This is a genomic window from Methylomonas sp. MK1 (assembly GCF_000365425.1).
In the GTDB taxonomy this organism is placed as follows: domain Bacteria; phylum Pseudomonadota; class Gammaproteobacteria; order Methylococcales; family Methylomonadaceae; genus Methylomonas.
The window spans coordinates 550,909-565,905 of sequence record NZ_AQOV01000001.1; the positions used below are offsets into that span (position 1 = coordinate 550,909).

Genomic DNA, 14,997 nt, shown 5'->3' on the forward strand with positions numbered 1-14,997 from the left:
CACGACATCAATTCCGGTGACTCGCATAAACCATCGATTCAAGAGGGCGGAAACGTGCTAGATCTCAACCTCGGCAGTGCCGGTCTAAATTACCGATAGCCGTTGCCAAGCGTGGCATCAAGGATACGGCAGTCGAGCTGGGGGTTTGAAACCGTTTACCAGAATCTGCTATCTTTCTCGCCCCGATATCCTATCGCCGCAAAACTGGCGCTCTTTACCGATAGTTTTAACATCCAAAATTGATCCATGAGTTTCGACTTTAACGCTTACCTAAGCCGCATCGGCATAGCCAAACCGGAGGCCACCCTCGCCGGCCTAAGCCAATTACAGCAAGCGCAACTGAGCGCTATTCCGTTTGAAAACATCAATCCGCTGCTGGGCTTGATACCTGATTTGGAAACAGCGGCGTTGATGAAAAAGATCGTCGCCAACCGACGCGGCGGTTACTGTTTCGAATTGAACGGATTATTTGGACAGGCGCTGGATGAGTTGGGATTCACTTATCAGCCGATTATGGCCAGAGTGCGGATGGGGCGTAATGAAGGTGGACCGCGCCTGCATTTAGCGTTTATCGTGGAAGCTGAAGGCGACTCTTGGCTGGTCGATGCCGGCTTCGGCGGGCCCAGCCATTATCGGCCACTACGCCTGAATACCGAGCAGGCGCAAAGCCAGGACGGTAATCAGTTTCGGTTGCGCCATGAAACGGCATCGGGAGAAACCGTGCTAGAGCGACTGCAAAACGGTGAGTGGTTCGCGTTATATAGTTTCGACCGCGCTAAGGTACAACGCTGCGACCTGGACGCGGCTAACTTGGTGTGCACAACCTGGGATCAATCACTACTGGCACAAAATCTGTTGATCTGCCGCAATACCGCCGAGGGCTGGGTGCAATTATTTAATACCAATTTTTCGCGATACCAAGCGGGTGATCAAATCAGTCATACAATCGAAAACCGGGCGCATCTAAGCGATTTGCTGAGCGAACAGTTTGGTATCGAACTTGATTATCAGCAGTTGCACCCGCTCGCAGAACGGTTAACTTTAAAGTAGCTACGAATAGATTGTGCGGGGCGCTGTGGTTGCATCGGAGTTGGCCTTCAAGCCGGTGCCATCTTTTTGGCTCAATCGTTTTTTATCTGAAATGTCTCGCATCACTGACACATCTGGATAAAATATCGAATGCGTTCTAGCAGCAAGGCAAACCAGGAGTTAAGACAATGGCTTTGGCATTGAAAGATCGGGAATCCCACACTTACGGCGACTATCTAAACTGGCCGGACGACGTGCGTTACGAATTAGTAGACGGCGATGCTTATTTGATGTCACCCGCGCCGGATTTGCCGCATCAGGATGTGGCGGGGGAGATTTATCGTCAAGCAGCTAACGCGCTGCAAAACAAAACCTGTCGGGCATTTATCGCACCGGTCGACGTACGTTTACCCAAAGATCAGGAAGCCGACGAATCTATCGATACGGTCGTACAACCCGATGTGTTGGTGGTATGCGATGGCAATAAACTCGATAAACGTGGCGTACGCGGGGCTCCGGATTGGGTAGTCGAAGTATTATCTCCCTCCACCGCAGGTCATGACCAAATCAAAAAACGCCAGCTCTACGAGCGCCACGGGGTACGCGAATATTGGCTGGTTCATCCGGTGGATCGGGTGTTAACGATATACAGCTTGGCAGAGGGGGAGTTCGGCAAACCGCAACTTTACCAATTGGAAGGCGAAACCCAGGTTGGCATTTTGCCGGAAATTGTCATCCGTTGGGACGAACTGGCTGCGCGCTTGCCTACGGATTATTGACCGGAAACTAGAGATTGTCATCGATCCATCCGCAGGCCTCATAACATGGCCGAGCCAGATTGGTCCGAGCCATATGATGTCAGGTAAATGATTACGCTTTAAACACCAATAGCCTGGTGGGTGCTGAGGGGTTCGAACCCCCGACCCTCGCCTTGTAAGCGCCAACCAATAACAGGCGAACACATCGGGACACGCTGAAACGTCCTATGGATCAAAAGGATAACAGAAATTGCCCGAAGGTCAAGCGTGTTTCGATGCGTTTGGTTTGTGTCTGAATGTGCCCTAATATGTGCCCTGCCTTGCGCCCTCGGGCAAAAAAACCGATGGTCTATAGTGCCAAAAAAAGCCGCCTGCATTACTGCCAGGCGGCTTTTGATCCGGCTAACCGATCAAGTTACGGCATGCCTAGATACATAGCATGGGTAAACCCATAGCCCACATCCACATTCGACCGAACCGGCCCATGAGTTTTACTCGGAGCCACTCGCATCGTTGCGGGTGAATTGTCGAACCGGACATTGACATCAACCCCGCCTTTCACCGACCCAACAATATTTTTTTGGTAGCCCGGTGCCCGCATGCCTTCGCCGCTGGGTAATTGAACCCCCGAGAAATCAGGCAACAACGAGGCAACCGATTTACCCAAGAACATGGGCACGCTGCCAACCAGTTTTAACAGCGGATCGTTCGAAACCCAGTTACCGATATATTTGAACATATCGATTAGCGGCTGGAAAAAATCCTTGATCTTGCCGAATCCCTCCTTAAGCCGGTTGACGATACTATCCCAATTATCGATTATCAACGGCGCCGCGACGATGGCCGCTTGTGCCAGCAACATCAACGGGTTTAACTTCATGGCCGCCGTTATTGCGCCGATACCGCCCGCCAAACCCCAGGCCGCAACTTTCAAGCCGACAAAGGCGCCGGCCATCTTCGCTGCTGTCATCACCGCCGGCCCGTTTTGATCAATAAAGCCGGTGAGATTTTCCGATATACGGTTGACGGAATCGGCGGCCGCCTTGAGTTCCGGCGCATACTGGCTGCCGAATTTCGCCATGAAATTTGACCAGGTACCGCCGGCTGTCTCCACCTTGTTAGTGAGCGTGCCGGCGGAGTTGGCTATTTTGTCCATCAGACTGCCTTGGTTGGCCATCGCCTGCACTTGCCGGTTATAGCTTTCCAGGGTGATCAGCGCGGCTTTGCTGGCGTGCTCCTTGCCGAACAGGTTTTCCAATTTCGCAAAGCGTAGCTTGCTCGGTAGGTGGTTTATTTTATCCAGGTCGGCAATCAGCTTTGGAATGCCGGAGAATTTATTCAGCTTGGTGGCCTGGTTGATAATCTCACGAATGCCGGTACCGGCCTCTTCACCTGAAATACCCGTGCTGGTAAAGACCGAGACCAACGGCAGCATTTGGTTTGCCGCCTTTAGGCCTTCTTCACCAGCGACTTTCAACGGGCCAGAGACACGGGACATGGCATATTGCAATTCATCCAGCTTGGTGCCGTTGAACAACACCCTTTGAATAGAATCGGCAAACGGCACCATATCACTGTCGGCAATGTTAAACGCCCGGCTGAGCTTACCCATTGATTCCGCCGCACTGTCATAAGTCACATTGATGTCTTTGCCAACGACGCCAAGGTATGAAGTGGCCCTCAATACGCCATTGGCGATAGAGTCAGCATTCACGCCAAAGGCTTTTAGTGTTGACGACATCGCGTAAAAGTCGGCTGTTGTTCCGGGTAACTGAGTTCCCAGCTTTATCGCTTCCTCGCTGATTTTCTGGAATACCGCCGGGATACTCCCGTTCTTATCCATCAAGGTGTTTTGCAGGTAGGCTGCGGAATTCTCTAAATCCATAAACGCTTTGGCCGGTACCGCCATCGACGCGGCAAAACCCGCGCCAAACATCGGCGCACCATCGCCGACAACTCTTAACTGTCTTTTGAATACATTAAGGTTTTTGGTGATGTTTTTCAGCGCTGGTGACATCTGATCTACCATTCTGATAACTGCTTTTAAATCGAAATCTTTTGACATGATAATTCTCCTGTCAGCTACTGGACTGAATACAAGCGGCCGTTCCGTTCGTGTTGGGTTTTAAACCAAGGTGGCGCGTCGCTCGTTGCCGACCGGCAGAACGCTTTGCCTTGATCTTTAAATAACTCGACCGCCCAAAGTTTTATCTCGGGATGAGCGGCTTCAAGTTTCTGCTTAATTTCGGCTAATTCTTTTAGCTTTCGCACCGTTACGCTTTTCACAACATCCTTTTCAAATGTTGTGTCCAGATAGATGCCTTGGCCTTCCTGCCTAAGCTCGCAGCGCGTCAAAAAATGCCCTTCGGCAGTGGTAATGGAAAATCCCATTTTTTTCATAACATAATCCTCGGTTAACGCTTAACCATTGGCTAAGCGTGGCTGACATGCCCGCCCTTGCGCGTGATTTAATGTCTTTAGCATTTGTCTGCTCAGCCAATAGTCGCCATAGGTAAAGAATCCGGCTCGCTGCCAGGGTGGCCTGTCAATAACGCCAAAGTGAATTAGCTCGCTTTTGATATGATCGCCAGCGAGTTTGTTGGACTGGCGCATTTAGCTAAAAATCGCTTGGATGCGGCCGTCAATATCGGCAATACATGAAAGCAATCGTTTGTCATCGACAACCAGGGGCAAGGCGCGCAATTCTTCATATATGCCGTTGAGCAGGCCCGTTTTATTGGGCGTTAACGGACCGGCAGACTGTACGCGTTCATGCAGATTATTGACGGCCTGTTGGATGATCAGGGGCTTCAACTGCTGTAGCTTTTGTTCCTCGGCCTGAATAGCGGACAACACTTTGCGCCGTCTGCCTTCGATCTCCGTGGCCAGCTCGCTATATTTGCGCTGGGCTTGCGCTAGCTTAAGCGTCGAGTCGGCAACCTCTTTCTCGGCTTGTGCAAGCTGATCGGTTGGCAAATCACGCAACGCTTTGGATAAACTCTGGATTTTTTCAGCACAAGCCTGTCTTTCGTCCGAGCGTTCTTGCAAATCGTTCTGAAACAGCTCATCGATAATTCGCGATTTTTTCAGGATACTTTCTAAGAATTTCATACTAGCTCTCCATCCATTAATGGCCGGGCTATGACCTAAGCCATAACCCGGTTGCGAGTTGATTACGCTGGTGTTAAATCACCGCCGCGAATTGCCCCTGTTTGCTCGATAGCAAGCGCCAGCCGGCGCTCGGCTTTCACTGTAAGCAAGCCCTTGGTGAAGTTGTCGCCATCGCTATCTGACACTTCAATCCCTACATCCTGCCGATCAAAGATCGACGCAGCGGCTAAGGCATCAAGAACCGCGAAGGTATCGATTGTCACGGAGCTTGTCTCGACGACCGGCACACCGAACAACATCTGCTGGAAGCCATTGGCAATATCACTTGAGCTGACAGCCGCCGGCGTGGAGGACAACAGATCTAAATCAAACGCTAACCAGTCCGCCGGATTAAGCAATATGGCGCTCGGCGTATAGCCCGCTGAGCGCAAATCTGCAATCACCTTGCGGATTAAGCGATGCTTTGGCAACGGTGTGCCGACCTGTGCGGCGGTGTAGCCGTGCGCGCTGAAATTCCCGGTTTGCAGCAACCCACTCATATTCGGCGCCGTACCGTTACCGTTCACAATTTGTGCATCAACACGGCGTTGAACGCCGTACATCAGGCGGGCGTTGATGTACGCGGCCATGAGGGCGTTATCCGCCGCCAGTTGTTTGCTGACCTTCATAAAATGCGTTACGGTCGATACGGGTTGTTGAACCAGGGTGACAGTTAAGCTAGATTCACTCGCCGATCCCCCTTCAGCGGTCTCTGCGGCGGCATTGGTGAACACGTTCTCACGGCTGTATTCAATCAACGGCGAATCTGTCGGAAAATGCTGGAATAAATCCTCAACGCGCAGCGGCGCAAAGGCCCCCGGCACCATGCCGGGGCGACGGTCGACGCCGCCAATATTACCGCTCCCGGTTAACGTGTTATTCTGAATATCGAATTTCGCACGCGCTCGGCCCCCGCGCATCATCTCGTTAAAGGTAGCGTTGTTAACGATTTGACCACCCCAACCTTTAGAAAGCCCGCTAAAACTGCCGCCATCGGCACCGGCTACGCGTTTTTGCTCTAACATTAACAGCCTGTCAGCAAACTCGCGCTGGCTCAACTGGACATCATGTAGTGCATTTTTAGTTTCGGTAGAGACCCGACCAGATTCCTGAAGCTCTCTCTGGGCTTTCATTTGGAAGTCGGCGAGTGATTTTTCCACGCCGTCCAGCATTTTCATAACCGCGTCGGAGTTGCCGACCGTGCCCGCCATCAGCAGGCCAGTGAATAACTGACTGTGATCGAGCGCGGCCAGTCCGGACAGTCCAGCGGCGACCTCATGAGGTGCGGCGCCAACATTGAAAGCCAGGACCAGCAGTCCAAAGGAAGCCATGCAAAGGCCGATAAATTTAAAAGTCTTCATAAATATAATTCCTGTAAAAAATGTGTTTAGTTGAGGATCGATTTGGGTATTTTTAAATTTTCCAATCGTTCCATAATTTCGTCGTCGGCGTTGTCGACTGCGGGCCGATTGACCACGTTTTTCAATCTGCTCACAAAGGCGGTTGCTTCACGCTTAGTGAAATGCAAGTCTCGAAGCAATCGCTCAAAGTCTCGCTCGTTCTCCAATTCATCGAAGTCCGGCTCACTCATGGGCGACATCTTGAAGCGGTGGTCAAAGGACCGGGCTTTGGCTGCCAAGCCAACACGACCTATAACCTCATCGCAGAAGCCTAACGTCTTAGCTTCTGTTGCTGATAACCAGCTCTCTTTGGCCATCATGTCAAGAACGGTCTGGCGGTCCAGGCCGGTGCGCCGCACATAGATGTCGGCGGCGCTGCTTTGGAGCTTATCCATCAGGTCCGCCATGTCGCGCAGCTCTGCCGCATCGCCATAAGCCCCGCCTTGGGCGTTGTGGATCATCAGGAAAGCATCTTCCGGCATGGTGATCCGGTCAGCGGCCATCAAGATAATTGAGGCCGCGCTGGCCGCCAGACCATCGACATGGCCCAATATTTTGGCCGGATGATTTTTCAGCGCGTTATAAATCGCCAAGCCATCCAACAGGCTGCCGCCAGGGGAATGAATGTTAAGTTCTAGCGTGGTAACGTTACCCAGCGCCCGTAATTCGGCAATGAGTTCTGCCGCCGTAATGCCACCACGCCCAATCTCGTTAAAGATGCTGATTTTGGCGCTTGTGGCCATTTGGTTTTTGATTTGATACCAATTTTTCATATAGTTATCCGAACGGAAGACGACAAAAAGCCGTCGGGTTAAAAATCCGTGTGATGTAGTACGAGTGACTGGTCTGGAATGCAGCGTCGCGCCGCAGGTGGGGCAAGTCTGACGCGGTCGGCGTCTCGCCGATTCGCTAAGCCCTGCCAGCATCGCGCCGACAGAGTTATCACGTTTATAGCACACGGTTAAAAATTTTCAAGTTATTTTATTAGGCCAATGGCCCGCTTCAAATCGCGCACAAAAACAACTGATTGAGACCGGCTATAGCCCAGCCGGCGTAGGTTTTGTTCTATCTGCCGAATCGTCACACCGTCGATTCGGATAGGCTCAGACTCGAGCCCTAATACTGTTCTCAAACGATTTAGTAATTTCATATTTCTCGATTTCCTGTATTCATAACCCCTCTCAAATGGGCTTTTTGGATTTGCAAAACTTACTCCAGCAAAAATTTAGCTAGGGCGACGCAAAGGAAGCTGAACGGCCTAGAGTTTTGACCCACCCTCCCCATTGCTATACCCCCTCCCAAAACTCGCGGCCCTGCAAAAAACTAATTGCTATCGGTCTAGGCTGGGGTTGCTTTTGACTTTTCACCCGCCCCCCCTGGACAGCTGCCCAAGATAACGGGACGGATCACCCGTAATTTTTCAACAAGTGGACGGCTGCAAGCCGCGGCGCGTGTGGCTTTGCTGGCAATCCGTCCCCTTGTCACCTGATTTTTTCGATAGTGCTTTCTTTCGTGTATTTGCATAAGTGTCCTGTTGTCGCTGTTACTCTCTATATCTCTTACATGTGTGAAAAATAAGGGGACAAGGGGACACATAGCCCCGCATCCCACGGATAGCAAGGCCTGAGCACGCCCCGTTATCCGTCCCATTGACGGTAATAAACAGGGCCACATGGTGACTAATCGCGCCGTGCGTCATACTCACCCAGCCACTTGATAGCCGACTGCTGCCGCCACCCCTCAATATCCCGCACCGCAAATAAGGCAACCTTCTCGCGTTTGCCGGTCGAGCGCTTACACATCATCGGCAAACACCCCAGCTCAGCCATCACCACCCCAATAGACTTGGCGCTGTACTTATCACGCATGGCCTTTGCCACATCGATAGACCGCACACAATCAACGTTGAACGGGTAATCGCCGGCCGCTATCATGTCCTCGATCTGATGTTTGAGCGGTGACTTACTGGTGCCAATCAGCTCCGATTTGAACCGAGTCAAAGGCGCTGGTTGTTTGGGATTAAAGTCGCTTAGGTCACGATCCAGCAGCCAGCGGACCACCAAGCCATTGCCGCCGCCATCGAGCCACCGCGCCAGGTCGTTGTAATATTCCTTAGGTCTGGGTACCGCATCGGTCCATACCGCAAAATAGCGGCCGTCGCCCTCGGATATGTGCAAGGCATCTTTATAGTTGGACATAAAGATGGCCTGAACAATATTCGGTGTTTCGTAAAACCCCCGCCCGAACAAGCGCACCCGCAGCATATCCGGTGGCGCGGCTAGCATTGGTTTCAGTTTGTTTTCCAGGTTCAAACCCTCGAATGTTTGAATCTCCTGGAAAATAACCAATTTGGAATGATGCAGATAATCGGTGAAGGATTCCTTCAACTCGCCCGCCGGCGGCTCACAGACATTGGCAGAACCCAGACCGTAGCGCAGCGGATTAAGCAGCATGTCCTTGCCGACTCGCGAGGTTCCCGCAATCAACAAAGCATGATTGATTTTGCACTGTGGCCGCTGCAAGGTGCTGGCCATCCAGTTCAAGATATGGGCTTGCTCAATTGGATTGGGATACAGGTAATTCAGATGCTCCAGCCACTGTTCCACATCCTCACGTGTCGCTTCATCAGGCAAACGGACGCCGGGATCGCGCCAAATATTCCAAAGCACCGCACCGTCACGATGAACCGGGTTATCGGTTTCGCCAGGCAGATAAATCAGACCATCAACTTTGATAGTGGCCGGATTTTTTAGAAAAACCGCCGAGGGTTTGTGGTCAGGAAAGACATGCAGAAACGCACCGTCAAAGCCGTCTCGACTCAACTCGTTGCGCGTCACGGTATCGAAAATCCGATTGTGATTTTTCAGAAATACAAAGCGCTTAAATTGCTCAGCGTTGCCGGGCGGCGTCGCATTGGGTTTACGCTTCGGTTTATTTGCTTGTACTTGTTTTGATGTTTCTGTCTGAGCGGCTTCAACCTCATAAACCGACAAAGGCGGCTCAGGTGGTCGAGATACTTCCGGCGGCGAATAACCGTTGCCTTTGGCAATGCCAAACAAGGTAGCCAGGTTTACCCCGCCACCCGGCTTGAATGAATTCCAAACTCGCCTTTGATCAGCCAGGTTGAACTTATCCGACTGCTGCGACCATTCACCCCACAAACCAAAGGCCTGATCACTTGCCCCGGTTGAGTGTAACGCCATGCCTATGGTGCGCCATTGGTCACGGCTGTCAAAGTCCGGAATAAACCCCAATGCCGCCCGAATTTTCTTAACCTCACTCACCGGCAAAAGCTTGGTGTTTTCCGGCTGATGCTTTACCGCGTGTTTTTTATCGCGCAACTTTGCCAGCAAATTGCTGGGCAACTCTGGCAATTTTGCACCCTCCAAAGGCGATGCGCCATCCCAAAAATAATCGCCACCAGCGACATGATTTGATGGCTCTACGACTATAAAACCGCCATCGCCACGAAGATCGATACCTGGGTAAAAATTGGTTGTCGATCGACATTCCGGGCCGGCGTATCTGAAACAGATGTGACTACCGCCCGAACCCGTGACTTGTACAACATCATCCGGAATAGAGCCTAGTTCGCTCTTCAACTGCTCCAGCGCATCATCACCCCCATGGCGAGGATCGACATCGAGCACAAAAATACCGGATGCCGCGCCGGTTCGAATGCCGATATTTGCTTGCGGCCATTTGTTAAACCAGGCATTTAATGTCTTTGTATCCGTAGCGGCATCAAGCAGCCCTTTCTGCAATAGCGGATGTTTGCCAGCAGACCGGCAATCACTTTTGCCGCAGCTGCAGATACCCCGCTCAGTAATCCAGTGCAACGGCAACACTGGCCAGCCCAGCGCCGCATATTTCGATGCGTACTCAAATCGGGATTCAATTGTTGGCACTGGACAACCTCTTGTAATGCGCGGTAACGAATGCCACCCGGTTACCCCGCAAACAAGTCGCGCAATAGCCATCACGCATTAAGCGCTTTTTGCAGGTGCCGCCGCATCGCCGGCATTGCCACATAGGTTCCTGCTTTTTGTAACAGTTCTTAAATTTCATCATCAAAATCACCCATTCTCATTTGCCATCGGTCCGACTCGACCGCAATCCGCGCGGCCACGTTGATAAGTCGTCTGAAAGAGAATTAGGCTTTTTGACTAGCAAACCACTGTGCAAACAGTGGCTCGTTGATATAAAACTTCCGAGCAGCCAAGATCACCGCGCCAGACTTTGCCAATCCGTTGCGTGCGCGATTACGCATGAACCAAGTTAATTGTCCGGGTGTGAATTTGTCCGAGTGTTTTTCCTGGAATTTTTCGAGTATCAGGATGTTATCCAGCGCAGGTGCGGCTGGTTCGATTGGGTTTTGATTCGCTTGCATGAGGTCACCGTTGATTTGTGAGAATCCGCCGCGTTTGGGGGCGTTGGCAAGCAATATACAAAGATGGGAGAATTGAAACTAGCAAAAGTCAGAAAGATAACAGTTTATTTTTATTAGTTATCTTTCCTTTATTTATCAGTAAGATACAGCATTAATGCTGGAAGTTTCTACGAGATAAAAAACTAAGCGACCTTGATTTACCTGGGCTAAAACGGTGCTATCAACGTCCCGACCTGCGTCAACCGTCACTGTCTTTAATAGGGCTCCAGTTTTCGTCAATATAGTTTCCGGCTTTGATAATGGTATTTGGGAAAAGTACACCGACAAAAATTTCAATCGAGAGAAAGGACAGCCTTTTTATGCTTTCGGGTAACCGGCCAATTTCAACCATATACGCAATGTGCTGCGTAAAAAACCGAATGACATCACCCGGAGATCGTCTTTTAGAAAATCTCACAGGATTAAAATAAACAGCATCTTCCTCATTTTCAGAAATGTATTGGCCATACGCGAGAATAATGCTTTCAATTGATGGTAATGGATGATCATCCCAGTCCCATATATCCGGCAATTTTGGTTCAACAAATTCAGTGTAGATACAGTTATTCCAGTTGCTGACACCAGGTAGTTTTCCGTCTGTCTCTTCTGCCGTATAGGCCGCATGATGAATGGATTCAGCTTTTTTCAGTAATGCAGGGTAGACTCTTTCGCTTGGCAAGCCGGCCCGATCATAGCCTCCTAGGTTCTCGAGATCTTTAGCCAAATTTACGACCTCAATCGTTTTATCGAGTATCTTTCGCTTGATAGCGTCAGATTTTTTAGTATTTGTCTGGATCGTTGCCGCAACTTGTTTACCCCAGTAACCAGAAACCTTTAAAGCAAAGGCAAAGTGCACCCAATGTTCTGAGTGCTGAAGCAAGCTACCAACCTCTCTAAGTGCTCGAGTAAGTACGGACATTTTATTCCGTAGAGCTAACACCATTTCGTTAAACGGATCGTTATCTGGAAGTCTTTTATCTAATGCAAAGACTTGCCACACATCGCGAGGTAGTTTTTGTTTACTGCTCCAGGCAATGATTTGATCAAGATCAGCATCATATTTTTGAAGCAGATTCATCATCAATATTCTTGTAATATCATCCTGAACAGGGAGCGGATACATAAAACACCTCTCAAGTTTAGTTCTCACAAATAGTTACCAAGCCAGGCGGGTGAGAAATCCGCTTTTCGATTGGCCGATCTAGGCTTGGTAAAACGGGTTAAGCCGCCGCTGGTCGAGGCGCCGGCGTGATGTTGGGGCGTGGTTTCTGGCGGGCCTGCCATAGGTCATACTCGGCCTGCATACGCACCCACGTTTCTGCGATTGGACCACTGGTCCAGGCTTCCAATCGAATCGCCATGTCTGCACTGATCGCGGCCTTGCCGTTGATGACCCGCGACAATGCCACACGGGACACACCCAATTCCGCGGCCGCCTCGGTAACGCCTATGCCCAGTTCGGGCAAGACATCCTCTTTCAAAATACTGCCCGGATGGAGCGGGTTGAATTGGGCGGTCATGCTGCCGCCTGCCGATGTACCGACAGTTTCAGCCCGACCGCCTTAGTAACGGCCAGCAGGGTTTTGATGGTGGGGTTACCTTTGGGCGACAAGGCCCGGTATAAGCTTTCGCGTTTAATACCGGCGCGCTCGGCTACCTCTGTCATACCTTGCGCTTCCGCAATCTGCCTTAGTGCCGCCAATAACGCTTCGCGGCCGCCGGGCTGGTCAACCTCTTCTAGCGCTGCTGCCAGGTATTTATTGGCAAACTCAGGATCTTCGCGTAATAGCTCGATAACCATTTGGTCGTGTGGTTTTGATGCTTCACTCATGGTCTGTTCTCTGCTTCCAGTCTTTCCAATAGGCAAGGGCTTTGTCGATGTCGCCCTGTTGTTTGCGCTTGTCGCCACCGATTAGTAACAGCAGCAGCTTGGCCCCGGCCTGCGCGTAATACACGCGATAGCCGGGACCGTAATCGATGCGCAGTTCCCATACGCCGTCTTGTATGGGCTTGCAGTCGCCAAGATTACCGGCGGCCATGCGTTGCACCCTGGTTAATATCCGGGCGTCGCTTGCCGATCCGTCAAGGCTGATAGCCAATCCTTGAAGGGTAGCCGCCCATCGGCGGCCTGGTAGTCTTCAACTTGATACATTGTGAATTATAAGTTACAAATAGACAACCGCAAGGAATTTACCGTTCCGCGCTGGCTTCGCTTTCCGAGGCATAACGCGGCTCGGCAGCTTCGACTATTTGATGCAGATTCGACGCCGCCATCCTGGCGCCATCGACCAAGGCTGCCAAAACAAATCGATCTTCTATGGTGTCGTCAGCCCATAGTCGCGCCGACAACGCTTTGGTCAATTCTTCGATAGCATTGATAAATTTGAAAGCGTCTTGTTGCGCGTCGGTCTGAAGAATTGAACTTAGTTCCGCCGATGCCGCGCGGGCGGCATCGGCCTGCGCGGTCATGACAAGCCGATCCTTTATAGCGGCGTCTTTCCATAGGCGTTCAGACAGCATTGCGGTTAATTCTTCGATAATGTTGGTGAGTTTTTCGCTCGTATTAAGACCATTGGTGTCATGTTCTTGGTTTTCTGTGTTCATGGTATTCTCCAAATTATTTTTGCCGAATGGCGGCAGTCATCACCCGCTCGACCAGCTTCGATTTGTGCTCGGTGGATAGGTGCGCGTAGCGTTTGGTGGTTTGGGTGGATTTATGGCCCAAGACTTCGCCGACTTCATACAGCGACGCGCCGGCCATCGCCAGTAAACTGGCGGCACTGTGGCGTAAATCGTGAAACCGGAAGTTTTCGACGCCCGCTTCTCGTAATGCCTTATCCCAATGTTTTTTGAACTCGAACGGTCGCTCCGGTATGTTCTCGCTGGCAAACAGCAAACCGGCACCGACCCGGCGCTGCGGGCGTAGAAGATCCACTACAAAATCCGGCAAAGGACACCACCGCGGATCGCCGTTCTTACTGGTTGCCAACCTGGCCAGATTGTTCTCGAAGTCGATGTCGCTCCAGCGTAGGTTCAGCAGCTCGGCTTTACGCATACCGGATGTCAACGCCATCAACACCAGTAAATGCAGCTTGTTCCAATCTGACTTTTGGCAGGCACTCAGTAACCGAATCCGCTCACCTTCATCCAGGAATCGATTGATCTGATTGTTGACCTTGCGGGCGGCTACCCGAGCGACCGGATTGGCCACAATGTAGCCCTCGAAGATCGCATATCTGAAAATAGCCGACAGCACAGTGCGATAACGATTGACGGTAGACGGCGAACGGTCGCGATTAATCGCCTTGGCCTTGCCGGCGCCATCGCCGCGCAGCACCTTGCCGGCCTCGAACGCTTTAAGCTGTTGGCGGATCATATCCGCGCTAATATCAACCAACTTATAATCACCCAGGCAGGTTTGCCAATACTGCGCGCGCCTGGCTTGGTTCACTGCGTCCTTGCCTTGCCACTGCAGCATGTATTCGTCGACAAGATCAGCAAACCGCAAACCGGCGCCACGCGAACCTAAAGCCTCCATCATTTCTTGATCAGACTCGATACGCTTGGCCCACGATTGCGCATCGCCTTTGCGGGTGAAGGTTTTGGATTTTATTGCAATGCCGCGCTGGGTGATGATCGCTTTGTAAACGACACCCGTCTGACGTTGAATTTTTCGGATGGTGGCCATTAGGCAGGCCTCTCTTCGCTGAAAGCTGCCGAAAATTGCGGCAAAGCGTAGTCTCTCAGGTCGAGTGATAGCGCAAGCTGCCGCAATGTTTCCGGATCAGAGTCTACCGGTAACGATTCAAGCAATCGCTCATATACGTCTCGGCCCCGTGACAGGGAATAAAGTATGCCTTTTCGTGGATCGTCATCACCCTCGCCAACATAAAAGCAGCGCAGATCTTTAAGGCAATACCCTGTCAAGCCAAAAACGTTGCCAAAGCGCCGCGCCTCACCCTCTGTGGGAAAGCCGGGAGAGGCCAACAAATGATTGTCAGGATGATGAACAGTCCAAAGTCGAATGACTGGGTGGTCGTAGGCGCCGCATGTCGTGCACTGCACGCTGCCGCCGTCGGGAAAATACGGATAAACCTCAGCAGGCAAGAAAAACCCTTCAGGATCACCGCATGAAGGACAATACGCAAACCGGTCAAATAGGAAATAGTCTGAAATTGCACTAGGAACGACCGGACCCGCGTTGTGTTGACTTTTAGGAATATTGGTCATG

16 protein-coding genes are annotated in these 14,997 nt (G+C 51.3%); 2 read left to right on the forward strand and 14 right to left on the reverse strand.

Annotated features, from left to right (window positions below):
* The first annotated feature begins 246 nt into the window (after nucleotides 1–246).
* Complete coding sequence (locus tag G006_RS0102355) at nucleotides 247–1,050, forward strand: arylamine N-acetyltransferase family protein (RefSeq protein WP_020481554.1); 804 nt, start codon at nucleotides 247–249, stop codon at nucleotides 1,048–1,050.
* A 167-nt stretch (nucleotides 1,051–1,217) separates the two neighbouring features.
* Complete coding sequence (locus G006_RS0102360; protein WP_020481555.1) at nucleotides 1,218–1,808, forward strand: Uma2 family endonuclease; 591 nt, start codon at nucleotides 1,218–1,220, stop codon at nucleotides 1,806–1,808.
* Nucleotides 1,809–2,202: 394 nt separating this feature from the next.
* Here the strand turns inward: G006_RS0102360 and G006_RS0102365 are convergent, their stop codons facing one another.
* The 14 genes from G006_RS0102365 to G006_RS0102435 form a co-directional block, all read right to left on the reverse strand.
* Complete coding sequence (locus tag G006_RS0102365) at nucleotides 2,203–3,852, reverse strand: phage tail tape measure protein (protein ID WP_020481097.1); 1,650 nt, start codon at nucleotides 3,850–3,852, stop codon at nucleotides 2,203–2,205.
* Between the two features lie 17 nt (nucleotides 3,853–3,869).
* Nucleotides 3,870–4,187, reverse strand: a complete 318-nt coding sequence (locus G006_RS0102370; protein ID WP_020481096.1) for a hypothetical protein — start codon at nucleotides 4,185–4,187, stop codon at nucleotides 3,870–3,872.
* Nucleotides 4,188–4,400: 213 nt separating this feature from the next.
* Nucleotides 4,401–4,898, reverse strand: coding sequence for a hypothetical protein (locus G006_RS0102380; protein WP_020481556.1), 498 nt, complete (start codon nucleotides 4,896–4,898; stop codon nucleotides 4,401–4,403).
* A 62-nt stretch (nucleotides 4,899–4,960) separates the two neighbouring features.
* Nucleotides 4,961–6,298 carry a phage major capsid protein gene (locus G006_RS0102385; RefSeq protein WP_020481557.1) on the reverse strand — a complete coding sequence of 446 codons (1,338 nt, stop codon included), beginning with the start codon at nucleotides 6,296–6,298 and terminating at the stop codon, nucleotides 4,961–4,963.
* A 26-nt stretch (nucleotides 6,299–6,324) separates the two neighbouring features.
* Nucleotides 6,325–7,110, reverse strand: a complete 786-nt coding sequence (locus tag G006_RS26815) for a head maturation protease, ClpP-related (RefSeq protein WP_020481558.1) — start codon at nucleotides 7,108–7,110, stop codon at nucleotides 6,325–6,327.
* A gap of 906 nt (nucleotides 7,111–8,016) precedes the next feature.
* Nucleotides 8,017–10,245 carry a bifunctional DNA primase/polymerase gene (locus G006_RS26820; protein ID WP_160167652.1) on the reverse strand — a complete coding sequence of 743 codons (2,229 nt, stop codon included), beginning with the start codon at nucleotides 10,243–10,245 and terminating at the stop codon, nucleotides 8,017–8,019.
* Nucleotides 10,246–10,490: 245 nt separating this feature from the next.
* Nucleotides 10,491–10,727 (reverse strand): hypothetical protein, encoded by a 237-nt coding sequence (locus G006_RS0102400; RefSeq protein ID WP_020481560.1) that lies wholly within the window; start codon nucleotides 10,725–10,727, stop codon nucleotides 10,491–10,493.
* A gap of 238 nt (nucleotides 10,728–10,965) precedes the next feature.
* On the reverse strand, nucleotides 10,966–11,889 hold the full coding sequence (locus G006_RS0102405; RefSeq protein ID WP_020481561.1) for a hypothetical protein: 924 nt from the start codon (nucleotides 11,887–11,889) through the stop codon (nucleotides 10,966–10,968).
* Between the two features lie 97 nt (nucleotides 11,890–11,986).
* Nucleotides 11,987–12,286: a HigA family addiction module antitoxin gene (locus G006_RS0102410; RefSeq protein WP_020481562.1), complete on the reverse strand. Its 300-nt coding sequence runs from the start codon at nucleotides 12,284–12,286 to the stop codon at nucleotides 11,987–11,989.
* Nucleotides 12,283–12,597, reverse strand: coding sequence for an addiction module antidote protein (locus tag G006_RS0102415; protein WP_020481563.1), 315 nt, complete (start codon nucleotides 12,595–12,597; stop codon nucleotides 12,283–12,285). Before G006_RS0102415 ends, G006_RS0102410 begins: the two co-directional genes overlap by 4 nt.
* Nucleotides 12,590–12,805, reverse strand: a complete 216-nt coding sequence (locus G006_RS26540; RefSeq protein ID WP_020481564.1) for a type II toxin-antitoxin system RelE/ParE family toxin — start codon at nucleotides 12,803–12,805, stop codon at nucleotides 12,590–12,592. Before G006_RS26540 ends, G006_RS0102415 begins: the two co-directional genes overlap by 8 nt.
* Nucleotides 12,806–12,956: 151 nt before the next feature.
* The gene (locus tag G006_RS0102425) at nucleotides 12,957–13,370 is read right to left on the reverse strand and encodes a hypothetical protein (RefSeq protein ID WP_020481565.1); all 414 of its coding nucleotides are present in this window, start codon (nucleotides 13,368–13,370) and stop codon (nucleotides 12,957–12,959) included.
* A 13-nt stretch (nucleotides 13,371–13,383) separates the two neighbouring features.
* Nucleotides 13,384–14,454 (reverse strand): tyrosine-type recombinase/integrase, encoded by a 1,071-nt coding sequence (locus G006_RS0102430; RefSeq protein WP_020481566.1) that lies wholly within the window; start codon nucleotides 14,452–14,454, stop codon nucleotides 13,384–13,386.
* Complete coding sequence (locus G006_RS0102435; RefSeq protein ID WP_020481567.1) at nucleotides 14,454–14,996, reverse strand: hypothetical protein; 543 nt, start codon at nucleotides 14,994–14,996, stop codon at nucleotides 14,454–14,456. The genes G006_RS0102430 and G006_RS0102435 overlap by 1 nt, the downstream gene beginning before the upstream one ends.
* Between the last annotated feature and the right edge of the window lies 1 nt (nucleotide 14,997).

What these genes read in the sequence shown, in the direction of transcription:
- G006_RS0102355 (WP_020481554.1), top strand. Translation starts at nt 247, where the DNA reads ATGAGTTTCGACTTTAACGCTTACCTAAGCCGCATCGGCATAGCCAAA.
- G006_RS0102360 (WP_020481555.1), top strand. Translation starts at nt 1,218, where the DNA reads ATGGCTTTGGCATTGAAAGATCGGGAATCCCACACTTACGGCGACTAT.
- G006_RS0102365 (WP_020481097.1), bottom strand. Translation starts at nt 3,852, where the DNA reads ATGTCAAAAGATTTCGATTTAAAAGCAGTTATCAGAATGGTAGATCAG.
- G006_RS0102370 (WP_020481096.1), bottom strand. Translation starts at nt 4,187, where the DNA reads ATGAAAAAAATGGGATTTTCCATTACCACTGCCGAAGGGCATTTTTTG.
- G006_RS0102380 (WP_020481556.1), bottom strand. Translation starts at nt 4,898, where the DNA reads ATGAAATTCTTAGAAAGTATCCTGAAAAAATCGCGAATTATCGATGAG.
- G006_RS0102385 (WP_020481557.1), bottom strand. Translation starts at nt 6,298, where the DNA reads ATGAAGACTTTTAAATTTATCGGCCTTTGCATGGCTTCCTTTGGACTG.
- G006_RS26815 (WP_020481558.1), bottom strand. Translation starts at nt 7,110, where the DNA reads ATGAAAAATTGGTATCAAATCAAAAACCAAATGGCCACAAGCGCCAAA.
- G006_RS0102400 (WP_020481560.1), bottom strand. Translation starts at nt 10,727, where the DNA reads ATGCAAGCGAATCAAAACCCAATCGAACCAGCCGCACCTGCGCTGGAT.
- G006_RS0102405 (WP_020481561.1), bottom strand. Translation starts at nt 11,889, where the DNA reads ATGTATCCGCTCCCTGTTCAGGATGATATTACAAGAATATTGATGATG.
- G006_RS0102410 (WP_020481562.1), bottom strand. Translation starts at nt 12,286, where the DNA reads ATGACCGCCCAATTCAACCCGCTCCATCCGGGCAGTATTTTGAAAGAG.
- G006_RS0102415 (WP_020481563.1), bottom strand. Translation starts at nt 12,597, where the DNA reads ATGAGTGAAGCATCAAAACCACACGACCAAATGGTTATCGAGCTATTA.
- G006_RS26540 (WP_020481564.1), bottom strand. Translation starts at nt 12,805, where the DNA reads ATGGCCGCCGGTAATCTTGGCGACTGCAAGCCCATACAAGACGGCGTA.
- G006_RS0102425 (WP_020481565.1), bottom strand. Translation starts at nt 13,370, where the DNA reads ATGAACACAGAAAACCAAGAACATGACACCAATGGTCTTAATACGAGC.
- G006_RS0102430 (WP_020481566.1), bottom strand. Translation starts at nt 14,454, where the DNA reads ATGGCCACCATCCGAAAAATTCAACGTCAGACGGGTGTCGTTTACAAA.
- G006_RS0102435 (WP_020481567.1), bottom strand. Translation starts at nt 14,996, where the DNA reads ATGACCAATATTCCTAAAAGTCAACACAACGCGGGTCCGGTCGTTCCT.